The organism is Nocardioides sp. NPDC023903, from assembly GCF_040639295.1.
In the GTDB taxonomy this organism is placed as follows: domain Bacteria; phylum Actinomycetota; class Actinomycetes; order Propionibacteriales; family Nocardioidaceae; genus Nocardioides.
In genome coordinates, this window is record NZ_JBEZZS010000010.1 from 57,169 (window position 1) to 75,440 (window position 18,272).

At 69.8% G+C, this 18,272-nt stretch carries 15 protein-coding genes; 1 reads left to right on the forward strand and 14 read right to left on the reverse strand.

The window, feature by feature from the left end:
- Window positions 1–23: 23 nt before the first annotated feature.
- The 14 genes from ftsZ to mraZ form a co-directional block, all read right to left on the reverse strand.
- Window positions 24–1,259, reverse strand: coding sequence for a cell division protein FtsZ (gene ftsZ, locus AB0F44_RS13085; RefSeq protein ID WP_357355990.1), 1,236 nt, complete (start codon window positions 1,257–1,259; stop codon window positions 24–26).
- A gap of 179 nt (window positions 1,260–1,438) precedes the next feature.
- Entirely contained in the window at window positions 1,439–2,353 is a 915-nt protein-coding gene (locus tag AB0F44_RS13090; protein ID WP_357355992.1) for an FtsQ-type POTRA domain-containing protein, read from the reverse strand.
- Window positions 2,354–2,370: 17 nt separating this feature from the next.
- Window positions 2,371–3,789, reverse strand: coding sequence for a UDP-N-acetylmuramate--L-alanine ligase (gene murC / locus AB0F44_RS13095; RefSeq protein WP_350661408.1), 1,419 nt, complete (start codon window positions 3,787–3,789; stop codon window positions 2,371–2,373).
- A complete protein-coding gene (gene murG / locus AB0F44_RS13100) occupies window positions 3,786–4,862 on the reverse strand; it encodes an undecaprenyldiphospho-muramoylpentapeptide beta-N-acetylglucosaminyltransferase (protein WP_357355994.1) in 1,077 nt (358 codons plus the stop codon). Before murG ends, murC begins: the two co-directional genes overlap by 4 nt.
- A 13-nt stretch (window positions 4,863–4,875) precedes the next feature.
- Window positions 4,876–6,168, reverse strand: a complete 1,293-nt coding sequence (gene ftsW / locus AB0F44_RS13105) for a putative lipid II flippase FtsW (RefSeq protein WP_357355996.1) — start codon at window positions 6,166–6,168, stop codon at window positions 4,876–4,878.
- Between the two features lie 108 nt (window positions 6,169–6,276).
- Window positions 6,277–7,740 carry a UDP-N-acetylmuramoyl-L-alanine--D-glutamate ligase gene (murD, locus tag AB0F44_RS13110; protein ID WP_357355998.1) on the reverse strand — a complete coding sequence of 488 codons (1,464 nt, stop codon included), beginning with the start codon at window positions 7,738–7,740 and terminating at the stop codon, window positions 6,277–6,279.
- Entirely contained in the window at window positions 7,740–8,858 is a 1,119-nt protein-coding gene (gene mraY / locus AB0F44_RS13115; RefSeq protein WP_160024331.1) for a phospho-N-acetylmuramoyl-pentapeptide-transferase, read from the reverse strand. Before mraY ends, murD begins: the two co-directional genes overlap by 1 nt.
- Before the next feature lie 138 nt (window positions 8,859–8,996).
- A complete protein-coding gene (locus tag AB0F44_RS13120; RefSeq protein WP_357356176.1) occupies window positions 8,997–10,457 on the reverse strand; it encodes a UDP-N-acetylmuramoyl-L-alanyl-D-glutamate--2,6-diaminopimelate ligase in 1,461 nt (486 codons plus the stop codon).
- 139 nt (window positions 10,458–10,596) lie between these two features.
- A complete protein-coding gene (locus AB0F44_RS13125) occupies window positions 10,597–12,312 on the reverse strand; it encodes an MFS transporter (protein WP_357356000.1) in 1,716 nt (571 codons plus the stop codon).
- A 56-nt stretch (window positions 12,313–12,368) separates the two neighbouring features.
- Window positions 12,369–12,803 (reverse strand): MarR family transcriptional regulator, encoded by a 435-nt coding sequence (locus AB0F44_RS13130; RefSeq protein ID WP_357356001.1) that lies wholly within the window; start codon window positions 12,801–12,803, stop codon window positions 12,369–12,371.
- 155 nt (window positions 12,804–12,958) lie between these two features.
- Complete coding sequence (locus AB0F44_RS13135) at window positions 12,959–14,782, reverse strand: penicillin-binding protein 2 (RefSeq protein WP_357356003.1); 1,824 nt, start codon at window positions 14,780–14,782, stop codon at window positions 12,959–12,961.
- Window positions 14,783–14,794: 12 nt separating this feature from the next.
- Window positions 14,795–15,391, reverse strand: coding sequence for a hypothetical protein (locus AB0F44_RS13140; RefSeq protein WP_357356005.1), 597 nt, complete (start codon window positions 15,389–15,391; stop codon window positions 14,795–14,797).
- Window positions 15,388–16,386: a 16S rRNA (cytosine(1402)-N(4))-methyltransferase RsmH gene (gene rsmH / locus AB0F44_RS13145; protein ID WP_350661426.1), complete on the reverse strand. Its 999-nt coding sequence runs from the start codon at window positions 16,384–16,386 to the stop codon at window positions 15,388–15,390. The genes AB0F44_RS13140 and rsmH overlap by 4 nt, the downstream gene beginning before the upstream one ends.
- Window positions 16,387–16,636: 250 nt before the next feature.
- Window positions 16,637–17,050, reverse strand: a complete 414-nt coding sequence (gene mraZ / locus AB0F44_RS13150) for a division/cell wall cluster transcriptional repressor MraZ (protein ID WP_231380332.1) — start codon at window positions 17,048–17,050, stop codon at window positions 16,637–16,639.
- A 229-nt stretch (window positions 17,051–17,279) separates the two neighbouring features.
- On the opposite strand from mraZ, the gene AB0F44_RS13155 reads away from it, so the two are divergent.
- Window positions 17,280–18,257: a MoxR family ATPase gene (locus AB0F44_RS13155; RefSeq protein ID WP_357356008.1), complete on the forward strand. Its 978-nt coding sequence runs from the start codon at window positions 17,280–17,282 to the stop codon at window positions 18,255–18,257.
- Window positions 18,258–18,272 lie beyond the last annotated feature (15 nt).

Here is an 18,272-nt window from a genome sequence, read left to right on the forward strand (position 1 = left end):
ACTGTGCTTACTTGAGGCTGTGTTTACTTCAGGAAGTCGGGAACGTCGAGCTCGTCATCGCTGTACTGGACGCTCGGAGCGGGCTTCTTGGCGACCGGGGCGGGCTCGGCCGGCGGAGCCGCGGGCGGAGGCGTGGCCGGGGCCGGCTTGGCCGGCGTGGCCGGCGCGGCGGCCGGGGTCTCCTCGGCCTCCTCGGTGCGCCGGCTCGCGACCGCGGTGGCCACGGCGGCGGTCTCGCCGTTGTTGGCGGACTGGGAGCTGGAGCGGCTCTGCATGGTGCCGAGTGCCGACTGGCCCTCGCGGCGCTTGGGCATGCCACCGTCGAAGCCGGCCGCGATCACGGTGACCCGGACCTCGTCGCCGAGCGCGTCGTCGATGGTCGCACCGAAGATGATGTTGGCCTCCTGGTGGACCGCGTCGGCGACCAGCGCGGCGGCCTCGTTGATCTCGAAGAGGCCGAGGTCGGAGCCACCGGCGATCGAGAGCAGGACCCCGTGAGCGCCGTCGATCGATGCCTCCAGCAGCGGCGAGGAGACGGCCATCTCGGCGGCCTCGACGCTGCGGTTGTCTCCGCGCGCGGAGCCGATGCCCATCAGCGCCGATCCGGCGTTGGACATGACCGACTTGACGTCAGCGAAGTCGAGGTTGATCAGGCCGGGCGTGGTGATCAGGTCGGTGATGCCGGAGACACCCTGGAGCAGCACCTGGTCGGCCTGGCGGAAGGCGTCCATCACCGACACGTTGCGGTCAGAGATCGACAGCAGCCGGTCGTTGGGGATGACGATGAGGGTGTCGACCTCCTCGCGGAGCTTGGCGATCCCGTCCTCGGCGGAGTTGGCGCGACGGCGGCCCTCGAAGGCGAACGGGCGGGTCACCACACCGATGGTCAGGGCGCCGAGGGAGCGGGCGATGCGGGCCACGACCGGGGCGCCACCGGTGCCCGTGCCGCCACCCTCGCCGGCAGTCACGAAGACCATGTCGGCGCCCTTCATGACCTCTTCGATCTCGTCGGCGTGGTCCTCGGCGGCGCTCTCCCCCACACTCGGGTTGGCGCCGGCACCGAGACCGCGGGTCAGCTCGCGACCGATGTCGAGCTTGACGTCGGCGTCGCTCATCAGGAGCGCCTGGGCGTCGGTGTTGATGGCGATGAACTCGACCCCCTTGAGGCCGACCTCGATCATCCGGTTGACAGCGTTGACGCCGCCGCCACCGATGCCGACGACCTTGATGATCGCCAGATAGTTCTGTGCAGCTCCCACGGTGGTCGCCCCTTCGATCGCTGGTTGGTTCTTACGGCAGGTTCTGAACCCTTACCCTCAGCCTGAGGGTTATAGTTATGTCAACCTCGCCGTTCTCAGAACAGTAGGCAGACGTACGTCCTCAAACTGGCGCGACACGCGGACGCGGATCAGTTGTGCCGATCCGTTGCCGTCCGGTATCAGTCGACGCTCTTGCTGGTGACGGGCTGGCCGGGCACGGAGACGTCGTAGCGGGCCACGTCGGGCTCCGCCTTCATCAACGCGACCAGCACGTCGGCCTTGGTGTCGGACTGGGCGCTGCTCCCCCACACCACCCGCTTGTCGTTGCGCAGTTCCAGGGAGATCGAGTCGACGGTGGTCACCTCGACGTGGTCGACCCTCTTGGCCAGGCTCGCCGGGAGGGCCGAGGCCACTGCGGCGGCCTCGCGGAGCGCGTCGGAGTTGGTGCCGGTCACGGTGTTCACCATCGGCAGACCGGACGGCGCCTTCTTGTAGTCCCAGAAGACGGTGCCGGTCTCGTCGAGCGCGCGGAGCCGGCCGCCGATGGAGACGACGGCCACCGGCGTACGTTCGGTGACGTCGACCCGGATCTTGTCGGGCCACTCGCGCGAGACGTTGACCGAGCGCACCATCGGCAGCCCGTTGAGCACCCGCACCTGCACGGCCTCGAGGTCGGCGGTGGCCAGCGGCTCCCCGACAGGGACGGCCGCGAACTCGACGACCTCCTTGGCGCTGGTCATCTTCATCGAGCCGTGCACCGAGGTGCCCTTGACCTGCAGCCAGGTGGAGAAGTAGACCGCCCAGATCCCGCCGAGCAGAAGGGCGATGACCAGGGTGCCGACGATGAGGTAGCGCCACGCCAGCCAGCGCCGGCGCCACTGGCGCCGGGCGAAGGCCTTGCGGCTCTTCAGGGTCGCCGGATCGACCGGCGCAGGCTCGTCCTGAGACTCCTCCGGCTCCGGTTCGGCGCTCGACTCAGCCCCGGCCTTGGCCTCCTCCGAGCCGAGGTCGATCTCGCGCTCCCCGGACGCCGACTGGGCGATCTCCAGGGCCTCGGCGATCTCGGTCTCGACGCCTGACCCCTTCTCCGCCATGCTCGCCTCCCCCAGCGTTACTGCTCTGCCGTACGTAGCCTGGCGAGCACCATCGGGCCCACCTCCGTCACGGTACCTGCCCCGAGGGTCAGAACGAGGTCACCCGGACGGGCGCGGCGGGCCAGCTCGACGGCTGCCTCCTCGAGCCCGGCGACGCTGACGACCCGGTCGGGCGGCAGCGGCACCGCGTCGGCGACGAGCTTGCCGGTGACCTCGGGGTCGTAGTCCTCCCGGGCGAGGTAGACGTCGAGGACGACGACCTCGTCGGCTGCGCCGAGCACGCGGCCCATCTCCTCACCGAAGATCCGGGTGCGGGAGACCATGTGCGGCTGGAAGGCGACGATGAGCCGTCCCTGCCCCGCCACGGACCGGCCGGAGACGAGATCGCCTGCGATCTCGGAGGGGTGGTGGGCATAGGAGTCGTAGACGCGTACGCCTGCGGCCTCTCCCTTGCGCTCCATCCGCCGCCGGGTCCCGGTGAACGACTCCAGCCCCGCCTTGAGCAGGTCGAAGGAGTGCCCCAGGCGCAGGCCGACGGTGAGAGCGGCCAACGCGTCGGCGACGTAGTGGCGCCCGGGGATCTGCAGCGTGACCCGGCCCAGCTCGTCGAGCCCGTCGACGACGGTGAAGGAGGAGGTGGTGCCCTCCAGGACGACGTCGACGGCGCGTACGTCGGCCAGCTCCGACTCACCGACGCCGATGAAGCGGCGGCCGAGCGAGTGGGCGACGTGGCGCAGGTCGGCGGCGCCGGGGTCGTCGATGACCGCGACCAGGAACCCGTCGGGAGCCAGCCGCCCCACGAACTGGGCGAAACCCTCGCGGTAGGCCTCCTCGGTGCCCCACTGGTCGAGGTGGTCGGCCTCGACGTTGGTGACGACCGCGGCGTACGGCTTGTAGACCAGGAAGGCGCCGTCGGACTCGTCGGCCTCGGCGACGAACAGGTCGCCCGAACCCTCGGCGGCGTTGGTGCCCGAGGCGGCCAGCTCGCCACCGACGGTGTAGGTCGGCGCGGCGCCCGCGGCCTGCAGGGAGACGGTGAGCAGCGAGGTGGTGGTGGTCTTGCCGTGGGTGCCGGCGACGGCGAGGACGCGGCGGCCCTCCATCACCGAGGCCAGGCCGGCCGAGCGCGGGTAGATCCGCAGACCCTTCTCGACGGCCGCGACGTACTCCGGGTTGTCCTCGCGGATCGCGGTGGAGACGATCAGCGTGTCGACGCCGTCGACCTGGGAGGCGTCGTGGCCGACGTAGACGGTCGCGCCCTCCTCGCGCAGCGCCGCGACCATCGACGAGTCGGCGCCGTCGCTGCCGGAGACCTCGATCCCGCGGGCCAGCATGACCCGGGCGATCGCGGACAGACCCGCCCCACCGATGCCGATGAAGTGGACCCTGCCGAGCTGCTCGGCGGGAAGGATGTGCTCGGGAACGGGAACTCTCATGACCTGCCTCCTGCTACGACCTCGAAGATCATCCGTGCCAGCCGTTCGTCGGCGTCGCGAGGCACCAGGTCGCTGGCGGCCTTCGACATCGCCTCGAGCCGGGCGCGGTCGGTGACGATCGGGGGTACGTGGCTGGTGACCCAGGCGGCGTTCATGTCGGCGTCGGAGACGAGCACGGCCCCACCGGCGTCGACGACGGCGCGCGCGTTGAGCGCCTGCTCGCCGTTGCCGATCGGGAGAGGTACGTAGACAGCCGGCACTCCCACGGCGCTCGCCTCGATCACCGAGTTGGCGCCGGAGCGGCAGATCATCAGGTCGGCGGCGGCCAGTGCGAGGTCCATCCGGTCGACGTAGTTGAGCACGTGGTAGCCCGGACCGGGCGAGACCATCTCGTTCTTCGGGCCGATCACGTGGAGCACCTGGATCCCGTTGCTGGCGAGGGCCGGGTAGGCGCCGGAGACGGACTCGTTGATCGTCCGGGCGCCCTGGGAGCCACCGGTGACCACGATCGTGGGGCGGTGCTGGTCGAGCCCGAAGAAGCTACGCGCCTCGGCGCGCAGCGCCCAGCGGTCCATCGTCGAGATCATCCGTCGGATCGGCAGCCCGATGTATTCGGCCTTGGGCAGCTTGGTGTCCGGGAAGCTCACCGCGACCCGGTCGGCGAGGCGAGCACCGACCTTGTTGGCGTAGCCGGGCATCGAGTTGCCCTCATGGACGATCACCGGGATGTGGCGCCGCTTCGCGGCGATGTAGGCCGGCACCGAGACGTACCCGCCGTAGCCGACGACCACGTCGGGCCGGACCCGGTCGAGCACCTCGTACGTCGCGTCGACCGCACCCTTCAGGTTGGCCGGCACCTTCAGCAGGTCGCTGCTGAGCTGGCGCGGCATCGGGACCGGCGGGATCAGCTCGAGCGGGTAGCCCGCGGCGGGGACCACCTGGTTCTCCAGGCCGCGAGGCGTGCCGAGGCAGGTCACCTCCACGCTGGGGTCGAGTCGGCGCAGGGCATCAGCCGTGGCGAGCAGGGGGGATGTGTGTCCAGCGGTGCCACCGCCGGCGAGGAGGGCCTTCATGATGCGTCCGAACTTATCGGTTGCGTTGAGCGGACCGGTAAGCGGCTGCCTGGCGCGCCCGATCCTTTGCCAAGGCTTTACGCTGCTTCAGCGCCGCGGCTGCCGCCGGTTCACGACGGGCGAAGCCGATCACGACGCCAAGCGCCACCATCGATGGGATCAGCGCCGAGCCGCCGTAGGAGACCAGCGGCAGTGGGATGCCGATCACCGGCAGCAGCGCGAGCACCATGCCCACGTTGATGATCATCTGGCCCAGCAGCCAGACCAGTACGCCGAAGCTGAAGTAGCGTACGAACGGCCGGTCGGTCTGGCGCGCGACCTTGACCAGCGCGAAGGCGAGGGTCAGGAAGAGGCCGACGACGAGCAGAGTGCCGACCAGGCCGAGCTCCTCGCCCAGCACCGCGAAGATGTAGTCGGTGTGGGCCTCGGGCAGGTCGCCCCACTTCTGCTGCGAGGCTCCGATCCCCTGGCCCAGGATGCCGCCCGAGCTGAGCGCGTAGAGACCGTGGGAGGGCTGCCAGCCCTGCCCGTGGTAGTCCTTGAACGGGTCCGCGAAGCTGGTCAGCCGGGCAAGTCGCTCGGTGTCGGTGCTGATCAGGAACAGCACCGAGACACCGATGATCGAGATCGCCATCCCGAACAGCCGCCCGGGCGCCCCGACCACCCACAGCATCCCGAGCACGATCGCGAAGAAGACCAGGGCGGTGCCGAGGTCCCGGCCGGCGAGGACGAGCCCGGTGGCCAGCGCGATGCCGGGCAGGACCGGCATCAGCACCTCGTGAAGGCTGTCGAGGCGGCGCTCCTTGAGCGCGTAGACGTGGGCCGCCCACAGCACGATCCCGAGCTTGGCGATCTCGCTCGGCTGGATCTTGACCGGGCCGGCGCCGATCCAGTTCTGCTGCCCGTTGACGTCGTGGCCCAGGAAGATGGTCAGGAAGAGCAACACGCAGGCGATGACGTATCCCGGCCAGGCTAGCCGTCGCAGGTGCTTCGGCCGGATCCTGGAGGCGATGAACGCACACGGGATGCCGATGATCACCCACAGCACCTGCCGCCCGACGATCGCGTAGGAGTTGTCCATCTGGGTGTAGGCCCACACGCTCGAGGCGCTCAGCACCATGATCAGCCCGATGGTCAGCAGCAGCGCGGTGCTCGTGAGCAGCAGGTAGTAGGCGGCCAGCGGCCGGTTCAGCGCCACCCTCAGCGCGTGGAACCAGGCCTTGAGGTAGCCGAGAACCGACTTCGGGTACGCCTTGGCCTGCTCGGCCGAGCCGGAACCGGTCTGGTCGGGGCTGGTGGTCGTCACGGCCTACCTCCCAGTTGCGGTGCGACGTACGTCCATTACATTCTCGCCGCCGTCTCCGCGTTCGCGGCGCATCTCCCCCGCGTGTCGCCCCGGCCGAGGCCGGTGGGGTCAGAGCTGGCGGCGTACGGCGTCGGCGAAGGCGTCGCCGCGGGCCTTGTAGTCGCGGAACTGGTCCTGGCTGGCGCAGCCGGGGGCCAGGAGCACGGTGTCGCCGGGCTTGGCCAGCGCGGCGGCGATCTCGACGGCTTCCGCGAGAGCGGCTACGCCGTCGGGGTCGTCGAGCTCGACGATCTCCAGGTCGCCGGCGTGGGCGGCGAGGGCGGAGGCGATGACGTCGCGGTCCTGGCCGATCAGGATGACGGCCCGCAGCCGGTCGTGGATGGAGGCGACCAGGTCCTCGAAGCGGGCGCCTTTGGCCAGCCCGCCGGCGATCCAGATCACCGGGTCGTAGGCCTGCAGCGAGGCCTGGGCGGCGTGCGGGTTGGTCGCCTTGGAGTCGTCGACCCAGGTGACGCCGCCGGCCTCGGCGACGACCTCGATGCGGTGGCCGTCGGGGCGGAACGACTTCAGCCCGTCGCGTACGGCGGCCTGGGAGACCCCGTGCGCCCGGGCGAGCGCGGCCGCGGCCAGCGCGTTCTGGACGTAGTGGGGTGCGGAGGAGGCGAGATCGGAGATCTGGCACAGCTCCGCGGCGGAGGTCTGACGCTCCTCGATGAAGGCCCGGTCGACCAGGATGTCCTCGACGATCCCGAGCTGACCCACCGCCGGGGTGCCGAGGGTGAAGCCGATGGCGCGGGCACCCTCGACGACGTCGGCCTCCTCGACCAGGTGCAGCGTGGCCTCGTCGGCGAGGTTGTAGACGCAGGCCCGCTCGACGCCCTCGTAGACGCGGCCCTTGTCGGCGGCGTACTCCTTCATCGAGGGGTACCAGTCGAGGTGGTCCTCGGCGATGTTGAGGACGACGGCGGCCTGGGCGCCCATCGAGGAGGTGTAGTGGAGCTGGAAGGAGGAGAGCTCGACGGCGAAGACGTCGTAGGGCTCGGGGTCCATCACGGCCTCGACGATCGGCAGGCCGACGTTGCCGACGGCGACGGACCGGAGCCCGGCCGTACGCAGGATGTTGTCGAGCATCTGCACGGTCGTGGTCTTGCCGTTGGTGCCGGTGACCGCCAGCCACGGGGCGGCGTTGTCGGGGTCGCGCAGCCGCCAGGCGAGCTCGACCTCTCCCCAGATCGGGACCCCGCGCTCGCGCGCCTGGGCGAGCAGCGGAGCCGTCGGTCGCCAGCCGGGAGAGGTGACCACGACGTCGACGTCGTCGGGCAGCACGTGGGTGGCGCCCTCGCCGAGGCGTACGTCGGCACCCAGGATGCCGAGGAGCTTGGCCTTCTCCTGGCGCTCCTCGTCGCCCGGTGACTCGTCGAGCGCGATCACCGAGGCACCCAGGTGGGTGAGGTTGTCGGCGGCGGCGAAACCGGAGACGCCGAAGCCGGCCACGACCGCCTTCACGCCCTCCCAGGAGTCGTTGCGGCCGAGCTTGTCGAGCTTCTTTGCCTTGTCGTCTGGCTCAGTCATCAGATGGTCGCCACCCATTCGGCGTAGAAGATTCCCAGACCGGCCGCGACGCAGAGACCGGTGATGATCCAGAACCGGATCACCACGGTCACCTGTTCCCAGCCGAGCATCTCGAAGTGGTGATGGATCGGTGTCATCCGGAAGATCCGCTTCGGGGTGCCGGTCACCTTGCGGGTGATCTTGAACCAACCGGTCTGCAGGATCACCGAGACCGTCTCGGTGACGAAGAGGCCGCCTAGGATGATCAGCAGGAACTCGGTGTGCGACAGGATCGCGAACCCGGCCAGCACAGAGCCGAGCGCCAGCGAGCCGGTGTCGCCCATGAAGATCCTCGCCGGGCTCGCGTTCCACCACAGGAAGCCGATGCAGGCGCCGCTGATCGCGGCGCCGAGGATCGCCATGTCGAGCGGGTCGCGCACCTCGTAGCAGGTGCCGATCTCCACGCTCGGACGACCGCAGCGCTGGTTGTTCTGCCAGATCGAGATGATCGTGTAGGCGGCGAAGACGATCGCCGAGGAGGCCGCCAGCAGCCCGTCCAGGCCGTCGGTGAGGTTGGTGGCGTTCGACGTGCCGGTGACCATGATCCAGAAGATCACCAGCAGGAGGGCTCCACCGAGCCAGTAGAGGATCCCGTCCCCACCGAGGAAGTGTGGACCGAAGTCACGGATGAAGGAGAGCTGGTCGGCCGCCGGCGTGATGCCGTCGGCGTTGGCCAGCCCCGGGTGGATCGCCACAGCGCCGAAGCCCACCGCGACCAGCGTCTGCCCGACCATCTTGGACCACGCGCGCAGACCGAGGTTGCGCTGCATGAAGACCTTGATGAAGTCGTCGACGAAGCCGACCGCGGCCATCCCCACCAGGAGGAAGAGCAGCAGGTAGGCCGTCGCACTCGGGGCGTCCCCGGTCAACAGCTTGGCCGCGAAGTAGCCCACGACGACCGAGATCACGATCGCGACGCCACCCATGGTCGGGGTGCCGCGCTTGGTTCGGTGGGTGGTCGGCCCGTCCTCGCGGATCTCCTGGCCGTAGCCCAACTTCGTGAACTGTACGATCGCAAATCGGGTGCCGAGCAGCGAGAACAGAAGCGCAATCGCTCCGCTCAGCAAGATCGCTCTCATGTCAGCCGGGTGCCTTCCTTGCCATGCCGTTCCATGTCCTTGCCCCCGGGCCGGTGTGCATAGCGAAGACACCGGCCCCGGGCATTCTTCCCTACGGCTTCGCCGGCTCTGCGGCACCCCGCCGTATCAGCACATCGATCACTGTGTGGCCAACGCCGCACGGACGACCTCGCGGTCGTCGAACGGGTGGGTCACGCCGTTGATCTCCTGGCCCGTCTCATGCCCCTTACCTGCGACGACGACGATATCGCCGGGCTCGGCGAGGCTGATGGCGCGGACGATCGCGGCCCGCCTGTCGCCGATCTCCTCGACACTCGCGCTGCCGCCGGTGGTGCCCTCCAGGACCTGTCGCCGGATGCTCGCCGGGTCCTCGGTGCGGGGGTTGTCGTCGGTGACGATCACGTGGTCGGCCAGGCGCGCGCTGATCTCCCCCATGATCGGCCGTTTTCCGGTGTCGCGGTCTCCCCCGGCCCCGATCACGACGATCAGCCGGGACTCGGTCAGCGGGCGGAGCGTGCCGAGCGCGGCCTCGACCGCGTCCGGCTTGTGCGCGTAGTCGACCACGACGGTGAACGGCTGGCCCTCGTCGATCCGCTCGAGGCGTCCCGGGACCCCGGAGCCCTTCGCGAGAGCAGTGGCGACGTCGCGCACCACCGTCTCCTCGCCGTACGCGTGGTGGATGCTCGCCAGGGCGGCGAGGGTGTTGCTGACGTTGTAGTCGCCGGCCAGCGGGCTCGCGCCCGGGAACTCCAGGCCGTCGGGGCCGTGGACGGTGAAGCTGGAGCCGTCGGGGCGCAGCTCGACGTCGGTGGCGCGCCAGTCGGCGGAGTCGTCGTGCAGGGCGTAGGTGAGGATCGGGATGGTCGCCTCGGCGGCGAGGCGCCGGCCGTGCTCGTCGTCGATGTTGACGATGCCCAACTTCGCCCGCTCCGGGGTGAACAGGTCGGCCTTCGCCGCGTAGTAGTCCTCGACCGTCTCGTGGAAGTCGAGGTGGTCGCGGCCCAGGTTGAGGAAGACGGCGACGTCGAAGACGACCCCGTCGACGCGCCCCATCACCAGGGCGTGGGAGGAGACCTCCATGGCGCACGCCTCGGTCCTCTCCTCGACCATCCGGGCGAAGAGACCGTGCAGGTCGGGAGCCTCGGGCGTGGTCAGCGGCGTCTTCACGTCGCGCCCGCCGATTCGGGTGCCGACGGTGCCGATGACGCCGGCGCGGTGGCCGGCGTCGAGCAGCGCGCTCTCGGCCAGCCGGGTCGTCGTCGTCTTGCCCTGGGTGCCGGTCACCCCGATCAGCCGCAGCCTGCCCGACGGGTTGCCGTAGACGCGGGCCGAGAGCGCGCCGAGCACCTTGCGCGGCTGCTCGACGAGCAGCACGGGCACCTCGCCGAGGCCCTGCGCCTCCAGCTCGGCGGCGCCGGCGGCATCGGTGAGCACCGCGACCGCTCCGGCCTCGACCGCGCTGGCGGCGTAGCTGGCGCCGTGCGCCCGGCTGCCGGGGACGGCGGCGTAGAGGTCACCGGGCAGCACCCGTTGGGAGCTCAGCGTGACCCCGGTGACGCGGGTTTCGCCGCGTACGTCCAGACCGAACTCGCCGGCCAGATCGGCCAGCGTCACCGGCTCGGTCACTCGCGGGCGGGTCGGGCTCTTGGGATCCGCCGTCTCGTACGCACTGCTCACCTGGCGAAGGTTATCCGCCCGGCGGGACGAGATCCCGCCGGGCCGACCTCAGGCGTGGCGTTCAGGCGTGGCGCAGCTGGGTCAATGCCGCGGCGCTGAGCTCGTGCGGCTCCTGGCCGGGAACGACGAGCACGACAGGTACGCCGGCGTTCCGCACGACCGCGGAGGTGATCGAGCCGTCGGCGAGCTGGGCGGCCCGGCCCCTGGGCGAGGAGCCGAGCGCGATCGTGCGGACGCGGGCCTCGGTGGCGTACCTGGCCAGCTCCACCCCTGCGCTGGCGTGGTCGCCGACGCTGTGCAGCACCAGGCCGGTCGCGGTCACGCCGCGGGCGGCGAGACGATCCAGGTGGGCGCGTACGGTCGCGGCCGCCATCTCCGGCGCCTCGGCGTCGATGGCCAGCTCCTCGACGACCTCTGTCTCGCGGACGTGGACCACCTCCAGCGGCGCTCCTTCAGCGGCGGCCATCTCGGCTGCCCGGTCGACGACGGCATCGGCGTCGAGGGTGGCGCCGACGGCGACCAGCACCGGGCGACCCTCGCCCCGGACCGGGCCGACGGGCTCGAGCGTCGGCGTGACCGGCTCGGCGGTCTCGGCCGACTCGGCGGCCGTGATCAGCTTGTGGCCGCTGGCCAGGACGGGGATCGCGATCAGGAACGCCGCGGCCCCGACGTAGAAGGCCACCGACTGGTCGGTCGCCTCGGCGATCTTGCCCGCAGCGAAGGGCGCGAGGCCGCCGCCGATGAAGCGTACGAAACCGTAGGCCGACGACGCGATCGGCCGCTCCACCGGCGAGACCAGCATGACGGCCTGGGTGGTCAGCGTGTTGTTGAGGCCGACGAAGATGCCGGACAGGATCACGGCCACGATGACCACGGTCGGCGAGGAGACGCCCAAGCCGATGACGGCGAGCAGGGCGCCGAGTCCGAGCAGGTTGACGTAGAGGGTCGGCGCGGTGCCGAAGCGGCGCTGCGCCCACGGCGCGCCCCACACGGCGAAGACGGCGACCAGGATGCCCCAGGCGAAGAAGACCCAGCCGAGCTGGAGCGGGTCGTGCAGCCCCATCGGGTAGGGCGCATAGCCGAGCAGGGTGAAGAAGCCCCAGTTGTAGAGCAGCGCCATGATGCCCATCGTCAGCAGCCCGCGGTGGCGTAGCGCGGCGAGCGGCGCAAGGAGGGTGACCTTCTTCTCCGGCTTGGGCATCGGCGGCAGGAAGACCAGCGTGGCGACCAGCGCGATCGCCATCAGCGCGGAGACGCCGAAGAACGGGCCGCGCCAGGAGATGCCACCGAGGACGCCGCCGAGGAGCGGTCCGACCGCGATGCCGAGGCCGAGCGCGGTCTCGTAGAGGATGATCGCTCCCGCGAACCCTCCGGTCGCCGAGCCGACGATGACGGCGAGGCTGGTGGAGATGAACAGCGCGTTGCCCAGGCCCCAGCCGGCCCGGAAGCCGACGATGCCGTCGACACCGTCGACGGTCCCGGCCAGCCCGGCGAACACGACGATCAGCACCAGGCCGAGGACCAGCGTCCACTTGGCGCCGATCCGGCTGGAGACCCAGCCGACCCCGATCATCGCCACGGCGGTCACCACGAGATAGCTGGTGAACAGCAGCGACACCTGAGCCGGCGTCGCCGCCAGCTCCTCGGCGAGCACCGGGAGGATCGGGTCGACGAGCCCGATGCCCATGAACGACACCACGCACGCGAACGCGACCGCCCACACGGCGCGTGGTTGCTTGAACGGACTTGCGGCAGCTGCCCCTTGGTGGGAGCTCATTCTTCTTGCCTCTTCTCAGACGTTGGTTTCGTACGCGTCGCCGGCAGGCCGGCGCGTCAGGAATCGAGCACGGCGTCGACGAGCCTGTCGAGGGCAGGGAGCGCCGCCGCGATGGCGGCACGGTCCTCTGTGGAGACCCGGGCCAGGGCGGCGTCGAGCACACTGGCTCGCTGTCCGCGCCTGGTCTCGAGGACCTCTCGTCCGGCGTCGGTGACCTCGACGAGGACCGCCCGCCGGTCGGCGTCATCGGCGACCCGGGCGAGCATCCCCTGCCGGGTAAGCCGGTTGACCAGCTGCGTCATCGCGGGCTGGGACACCCCGGCGACCTTTGCCAGGTCCGTGACCCGCTGCGGTCCCGTCCTCGCCAGCCCGGCCAGCACCGTGGCCGCCGTCGGCGACACGTCCCCCGCGGTCGACACCTCCCGCACCAGTCGCACCACCTTCTCGAGGGCGAGCGACAGGTCACGTCCGGAGGCAGAAGTCGTGCTCACCCAAGAAACATAACATACCTATGTTATGCATTTGGGGTCGGAACAGCTGTCTCATCCGTCACAGCGCACAGGCAATGCCTGCACTTCTCTGGTGTTGCAATGCCCGAGAAGTGCAGGAATACCCGGTTAACCGGGTATTCCTGCAACCGGGCAACTCACCAACCAGTGGGCATCTTCGAAGGCGCGGTGCCGGTCGGCGGGACGCCGTAGCGGCGCAGGGCGAAGGACATGATCTGGGAGAAGACCGGGCCGGTGACGGTGCCACCGCCACCGCCGTTGCCGGGGTTGTGGATGGCCACGTAGACGGTGAACCGCGGGTCGTCGGTGGGGGCGAAACCGCCGAAGGAGACCGTGGTGGTGCCGTCGTAGCACTTGCACTCGGAGTTGACCCGCTGCGCGGTGCCGGTCTTGCCGGAGACGCGGTAGCCGGGGACGGCGGCCGCCTTGGCGGTGCCGTTGACGGGGTCGTTGATGACCCGCTCCATCATCTCCGCGGTCTGGGAGGCGGCCTCCTCGGAGACCACGCGGTTGCGCTGGGCGGTGTCGGTGCCGACCTCGGCGCCGGAGTTGTTGGTGGCGCTCCCGGCGATGAGGCTGGGATCGATGCGTACGCCGCCGTTGGCGATGGTGTTGACCGCGGCGGTCATCTGCACCGCGTTGACCGAGATCGACTGGCCGAAGTCGATGCGGTCCTCGTCGGCCGCGTTCCAGGTCTCCGGCGCGGCGAGCAGACCGGCCGACTCGGTGTCGAGACCGAGGCCGGTGCGCCGGCCCTGACCGAAGGCGGCCAGGTAGTCGCGCAGCTGGCCGTCCTCGTACTTGTCCGCGGCCATCACGGTGCCGATGTTGGACGACTTCGCGATCACCCCGGCCAGGGTGAGCTTCTCCATGCCGTGCTCGTAGTAGTCGTGGATGTCGGCGTCGCCCGAACGGTAGGAGCCCGGCACCTTGAGCCGGGTCGCGGGCGAGACGAGCCCCTGGTCGAGCAGGCCGGCGACGGTGAGCACCTTCTGCACCGAGCCGGGCTCGTAGACGTTGGAGAGGGCGTTGCTTCCGCGCAGCGACTTCGGCGAGGCCGCCGGGTCGCGGGCATCGAAGGTCGGGTAGTCGGCCAGGCTCAGGATCTCGCCGGTCTGGGTGTCCATGACCACCGCCATCCCCGACTCCGCGCGCGACTTCTGCACGGCGTCCATCAGGGTCTGCTGCACGTAGTACTGCAGGTCGCGGTCGATGGTGAGCCTCAGGTCGTTGCCGTCGACCGGGTCGACACGGTTGTTGGTGCCCAGCGGCATCCGGGTGCCGCTGACCGGGCTGGTCGCGTCGTACTCGGCATGGCCGTCCTTGCCGGCGAGGTGCTTGTCGAAGGCGGCCTCGAGGCCCGCCAGCGGACCGTCGTTGCCGAGGAAGCCGACCAGGTTGGCCGCGACGTCGCCGTTCGGGTAGTTGCGCAGCGGGTCCCGGCTGGTCCACAGCCCCTGGTAGCCCTCCTTGCCCGCCTTCTCGACGGCGGCGGTCGCCTGGGTCGCGGGCACCTGACGCTTGATGTACTGGAACCGGCTCCCGTCCTTGCGGAGCTTGGCGAGCGCCGAGGCGTAGTCGACGCCCAGCTCCTTGGCCAGGAACGCGGCGATGGCCGGGGCGTCCTTCTTCGTCTGCTTCGGATCGGCCAGCACCATCAGCCCGTCGGAGGAGTCGGCCAGCGCCTCGCCGTCACGGTCGAGGATCTCGCCGCGCTCGGCCGGCAGCACGACGTCGACGACGTTCTCGGCGGCCGCCATCGCGGCGTACGAGTGCGGGTCGATGCCCTGCAGCTGCACCAGACGGCCGCCGAAGACCGAGAGCACCATCGCCACCAGGATGAAGCCGACGCGGAGCCGGATGTGCACCGGCCCGCGTCGCTGTGTCGCCTTCGGCGTGGCCCGTGGGGCAGGACGTCGCGCCGGCCGGCGGACCTTCCGCTTGACCTGTCGCTGGGCCATTGCTCTCCTCCCCTACCGAGCCTCGCCCGGAGACGTACGCTGCTGCTCCTCTGCCGCCTGCTTCTCTGCCGCTTCCTGCTCGCGCTTCTTCTCGGCGAGCTCGGCCGCCTTCTTCTTCGCGGCGGCCGCCTCGGCCGCCTTCTGCTCGGCGACCAGCACGCTGTAGGGCTTGGCGACCTTCGGGTGCAGCGGCGGGGTCGCGGAACGGTCGGCCGCGGCCGCCTCGCCCTCGATCTTCGCCTCGGGGACGCGCAGCATGGCGGCGTTCTGCGGGACGACCATGCCGAGGTCCTTCGCCTTGGCGGCGATCTGGTGCGGGTCCTCCATCTTCTTCAGCTCACCGTCGAGCGCCTGCTCCCGGGCGGCCAGCGTTGTCGCCTGCTCCTGGAGGCGCTGCTCCTGGAAGGCCGACTGCTGCATGGAGGTGTTGAAGACGAGCAGACCCACGACGCCACCGACGAGCAGCATCGAGACGAGCACGACGAACGGCAGCCGCGGCGCCATCGGGGCAGGCAGCGGCGCCGGCACGGCGGTGAGCCGTGTCTGGGTCGTCTCGGTTGCCCGGTCCGGGCTGCGCACAGGCGCCTGTGGCGCGGCGGAGATGCTCATCTGGCTGCTCCAGGGTTCGACTTGGGAAGGTTGGTTCGGGGCTTGGTGCGCTCCACCGCGCGCAGTCGCACCGAAGCGGCGCGCGGGTTCTCCTCGATCTCTGCTTCGTTGGCCTGCTCGGCACCACGGGTGAGCAGGCGGAACGATGGCTCGGCCTCGGGCGGCACGATCGGCATGTCGGGAGGTACGTCCAGCTTCGTCGCCTCGGCGAAGGCCCGCTTGGTGAGCCGGTCCTCGAGCGAGTGGTAGGACTCGACCACCACCCGGCCACCGAGACCGACGGCCTCGAGCGAGTCCGGCAGTGCCGTACGCAGCGCCCCGAGCTCGTCGTTGACCTCCATCCGCAGCGCTTGGAAGGTGCGCTTGGCCGGATGTCCGCCGGTGCGACGGGCAGGTGCGGGGATCTCCGCGTAGAGGAGCTCCACCAGGGGCCCGCTCGTCGTGAACGGCACCGTCTCGCGACGCTTGACGATGGCGTAGGCGATCTTCTTGGCGAACTTCTCCTCGCCGTAGTCCCGCAGGATCCGGGTCAGGTCGCCCGCGGAGTAGTTGTTGAGGACGTCCGCCGCGGTCTGACCCCGGGTGGCGTCCATCCGCATGTCGAGCGGTGCGTCCTCCGCGTAGGCGAAGCCGCGCTCGCGCTGGTCGAGCTGCATCGAGGAGACGCCGAGGTCGAAGAGCACCGCTTGGACCTCGTTCAGGCCCTGCCCGGCGACGACGTCGAGGATCTCGTCGTAGACCGCGTGGACCCCTGTCCACCGGTCGCCGAAGCGGGCCAGCCGCTCCCCCGCGATGCCGAGGGCGTAGGTGTCACGGTCGATGCCGATCACCCGTGATCCAGGGATCCGCTCGAGGACGGCCTCGGTGTGACCGCCGTGACCGGTCGTGCAGTCGACCAGGACCCCACCATCGGTGAGCGCCGGCGCGAGCAGGTCGACGATGCGGTCGAGCATCACCGGCACGTGCTTCTGGTTCGTCACCGCCTCGACCCCCATCGCACGGCTTCATCTGGTGTGTGTTCCGCCCGTCTCGTTGATAGAGCCACGGGCTGACAACGCCACGGATCCGCAGAGCCAGGTCTCATGCCCGCTCCGTCACCACCAAGTGCCGTCCGGAGCCGGGGAAGGTGCCCCGGATGGCTGGATGAGTGGAGCGGGACTGAGACCTCGTCCTGCGGATCCGCTGTTGACTTGTTTGCTTCTCGATCAGCTCTGCTGCTTGTCGCTTTGTCGATCTGTCCCTTTATCAGTCCGTCGACTCGTCGAGGTCTGCGAACTTGGCCTGTGCACCCGCGGAGTACTCCGCCCACTTGGCCGGGTCCCAGATCTCGATCCGATCCATCACACCGATCACGACCACGTCCTTGACGATCCCGGCGTAGTCGCGCAGGAGCGGCGGAATGCCGATCCGGCCCTGCTTGTCGGGTGTCGTCTGCTCGGCCCCCGCAAAGAGGACACGGGCGTAGTCACGTGCGTCCCGAGAGGTGAGCGGCGTCTGCTGGGCCCGCTGCGCCTCCTGCATGAAGACATCCTCAGGCCACACCACGAGGCAGTTCTCCTGACCTTGCGTCACGACAACCCCCTCCGCCAGTCGATCTCGGAACTTTGCGGGGAGGAAGATCCGGCCCTTCTCGTCGAGCTTCGGCGTGTACGTGCCCATGAAGAACATGTGCTCGCCCCCGCGGTCAGCTCAACGTGGATCGTTCCTCCACTTTGCCCCACCGTACCCCACAATCCCCCACTTTCAAACCACCTTCCTCCCCCACGAGGCGTTTTCACACCACACCCCGCTCCCCGGTTGTTGTCACAGTCGGGTGAATGACGCAGACGCTCGTAGGCGCTACCCCGTACGGTGTTCCCATACGCTGGGTGAGTCGGAAGGACGCGACGTGACGACGCCGTTGGAGGCCTCATCGAATGGGGCAGAGATCGAGACATTGGTGCGGGTCGCGGGCCGCATTCGCGACAGCATCGAGAAGGTGATCGAAGGAAAGACCGACGTCGTCGACTCCACGCTGACCGTGCTGCTCGCCGAGGGACACCTCCTGATCGAGGACGTGCCCGGGGTCGGCAAGACCCAGCTCGCGAAGGCGCTTGCGCGCTCGATCGACTGCTCGGTGCGCCGCATCCAGTTCACGCCCGACCTGCTCCCGAGCGATGTCACCGGGGTGTCGATCTTCAACCAGAACACCCGGGAGTTCGAGTTCCGCCCGGGTGGCATCTTCGCCAACATCGTGGTCGGCGACGAGATCAACCGTGCCTCCCCCAAGACCCAGTCGGCGCTGCTGGAGTGCATGGAGGAGCATCAGGTCACCGTCGACAACGTGACCTACCAGCTGGACTCGCCGTTCATGGTGATTGCGACCCAGAACCCGATCGAGATGGAGGGGACGTACGCCCTCCCCGAGGCGCAGCGCGACCGCTTCATGGCGCGGGTCTCGGTCGGCTATCCGCCGGTCGCCTCCGAGATCGCGATGCTGGCCAGCCACAGCGCGTCCAACCCGCTCGACGACCTGGACCCGGTCACCGACGCCGTGGAGATCCGCAAGCTCGTCGGCGTCGTCAACCAGATCTACGTCTCCGAGGCGGTCCGCCGCTACACCGTGGCCCTGACCGCGGCCACCCGCACCAACAACGAGCTCGCCCTGGGCGCCTCGCCGCGGGCGAGCCTCCACCTGCTGCGGGCCGCCAAGGCTCACGCCGCTCTGCACGGACGCGAGTTCGTCCTCCCCGATGACGTACGCAGGCTGACCGGTCCGGTCCTTGCCCACCGTCTCCTCCCCAGCGCCTCCGCGGCGATGCACGGCCGGTCGGTCACCGACATCCTCGAGGCCGTCGTGTCCACCGTGCACGTGCCACAGACCTGACCCTCGGGCCGACTT

Bases quoted from the DNA above. Each gene is read 5' to 3' on its own strand.
- mraY (WP_160024331.1), bottom strand. From the start codon at position 8,858: ATGAGAGCGATCTTGCTGAGCGGAGCGATTGCGCTTCTGTTCTCGCTG.
- AB0F44_RS13140 (WP_357356005.1), bottom strand. From the start codon at position 15,391: ATGAGCATCTCCGCCGCGCCACAGGCGCCTGTGCGCAGCCCGGACCGG.
- murC (WP_350661408.1), bottom strand. From the start codon at position 3,789: ATGAGAGTTCCCGTTCCCGAGCACATCCTTCCCGCCGAGCAGCTCGGC.
- murG (WP_357355994.1), bottom strand. From the start codon at position 4,862: ATGAAGGCCCTCCTCGCCGGCGGTGGCACCGCTGGACACACATCCCCC.
- murD (WP_357355998.1), bottom strand. From the start codon at position 7,740: ATGACTGAGCCAGACGACAAGGCAAAGAAGCTCGACAAGCTCGGCCGC.
- mraZ (WP_231380332.1), bottom strand. From the start codon at position 17,050: ATGGGCACGTACACGCCGAAGCTCGACGAGAAGGGCCGGATCTTCCTC.
- AB0F44_RS13125 (WP_357356000.1), bottom strand. From the start codon at position 12,312: ATGAGCTCCCACCAAGGGGCAGCTGCCGCAAGTCCGTTCAAGCAACCA.
- AB0F44_RS13135 (WP_357356003.1), bottom strand. From the start codon at position 14,782: ATGGCCCAGCGACAGGTCAAGCGGAAGGTCCGCCGGCCGGCGCGACGT.
- rsmH (WP_350661426.1), bottom strand. From the start codon at position 16,386: ATGGGGGTCGAGGCGGTGACGAACCAGAAGCACGTGCCGGTGATGCTC.
- AB0F44_RS13090 (WP_357355992.1), bottom strand. From the start codon at position 2,353: ATGGCGGAGAAGGGGTCAGGCGTCGAGACCGAGATCGCCGAGGCCCTG.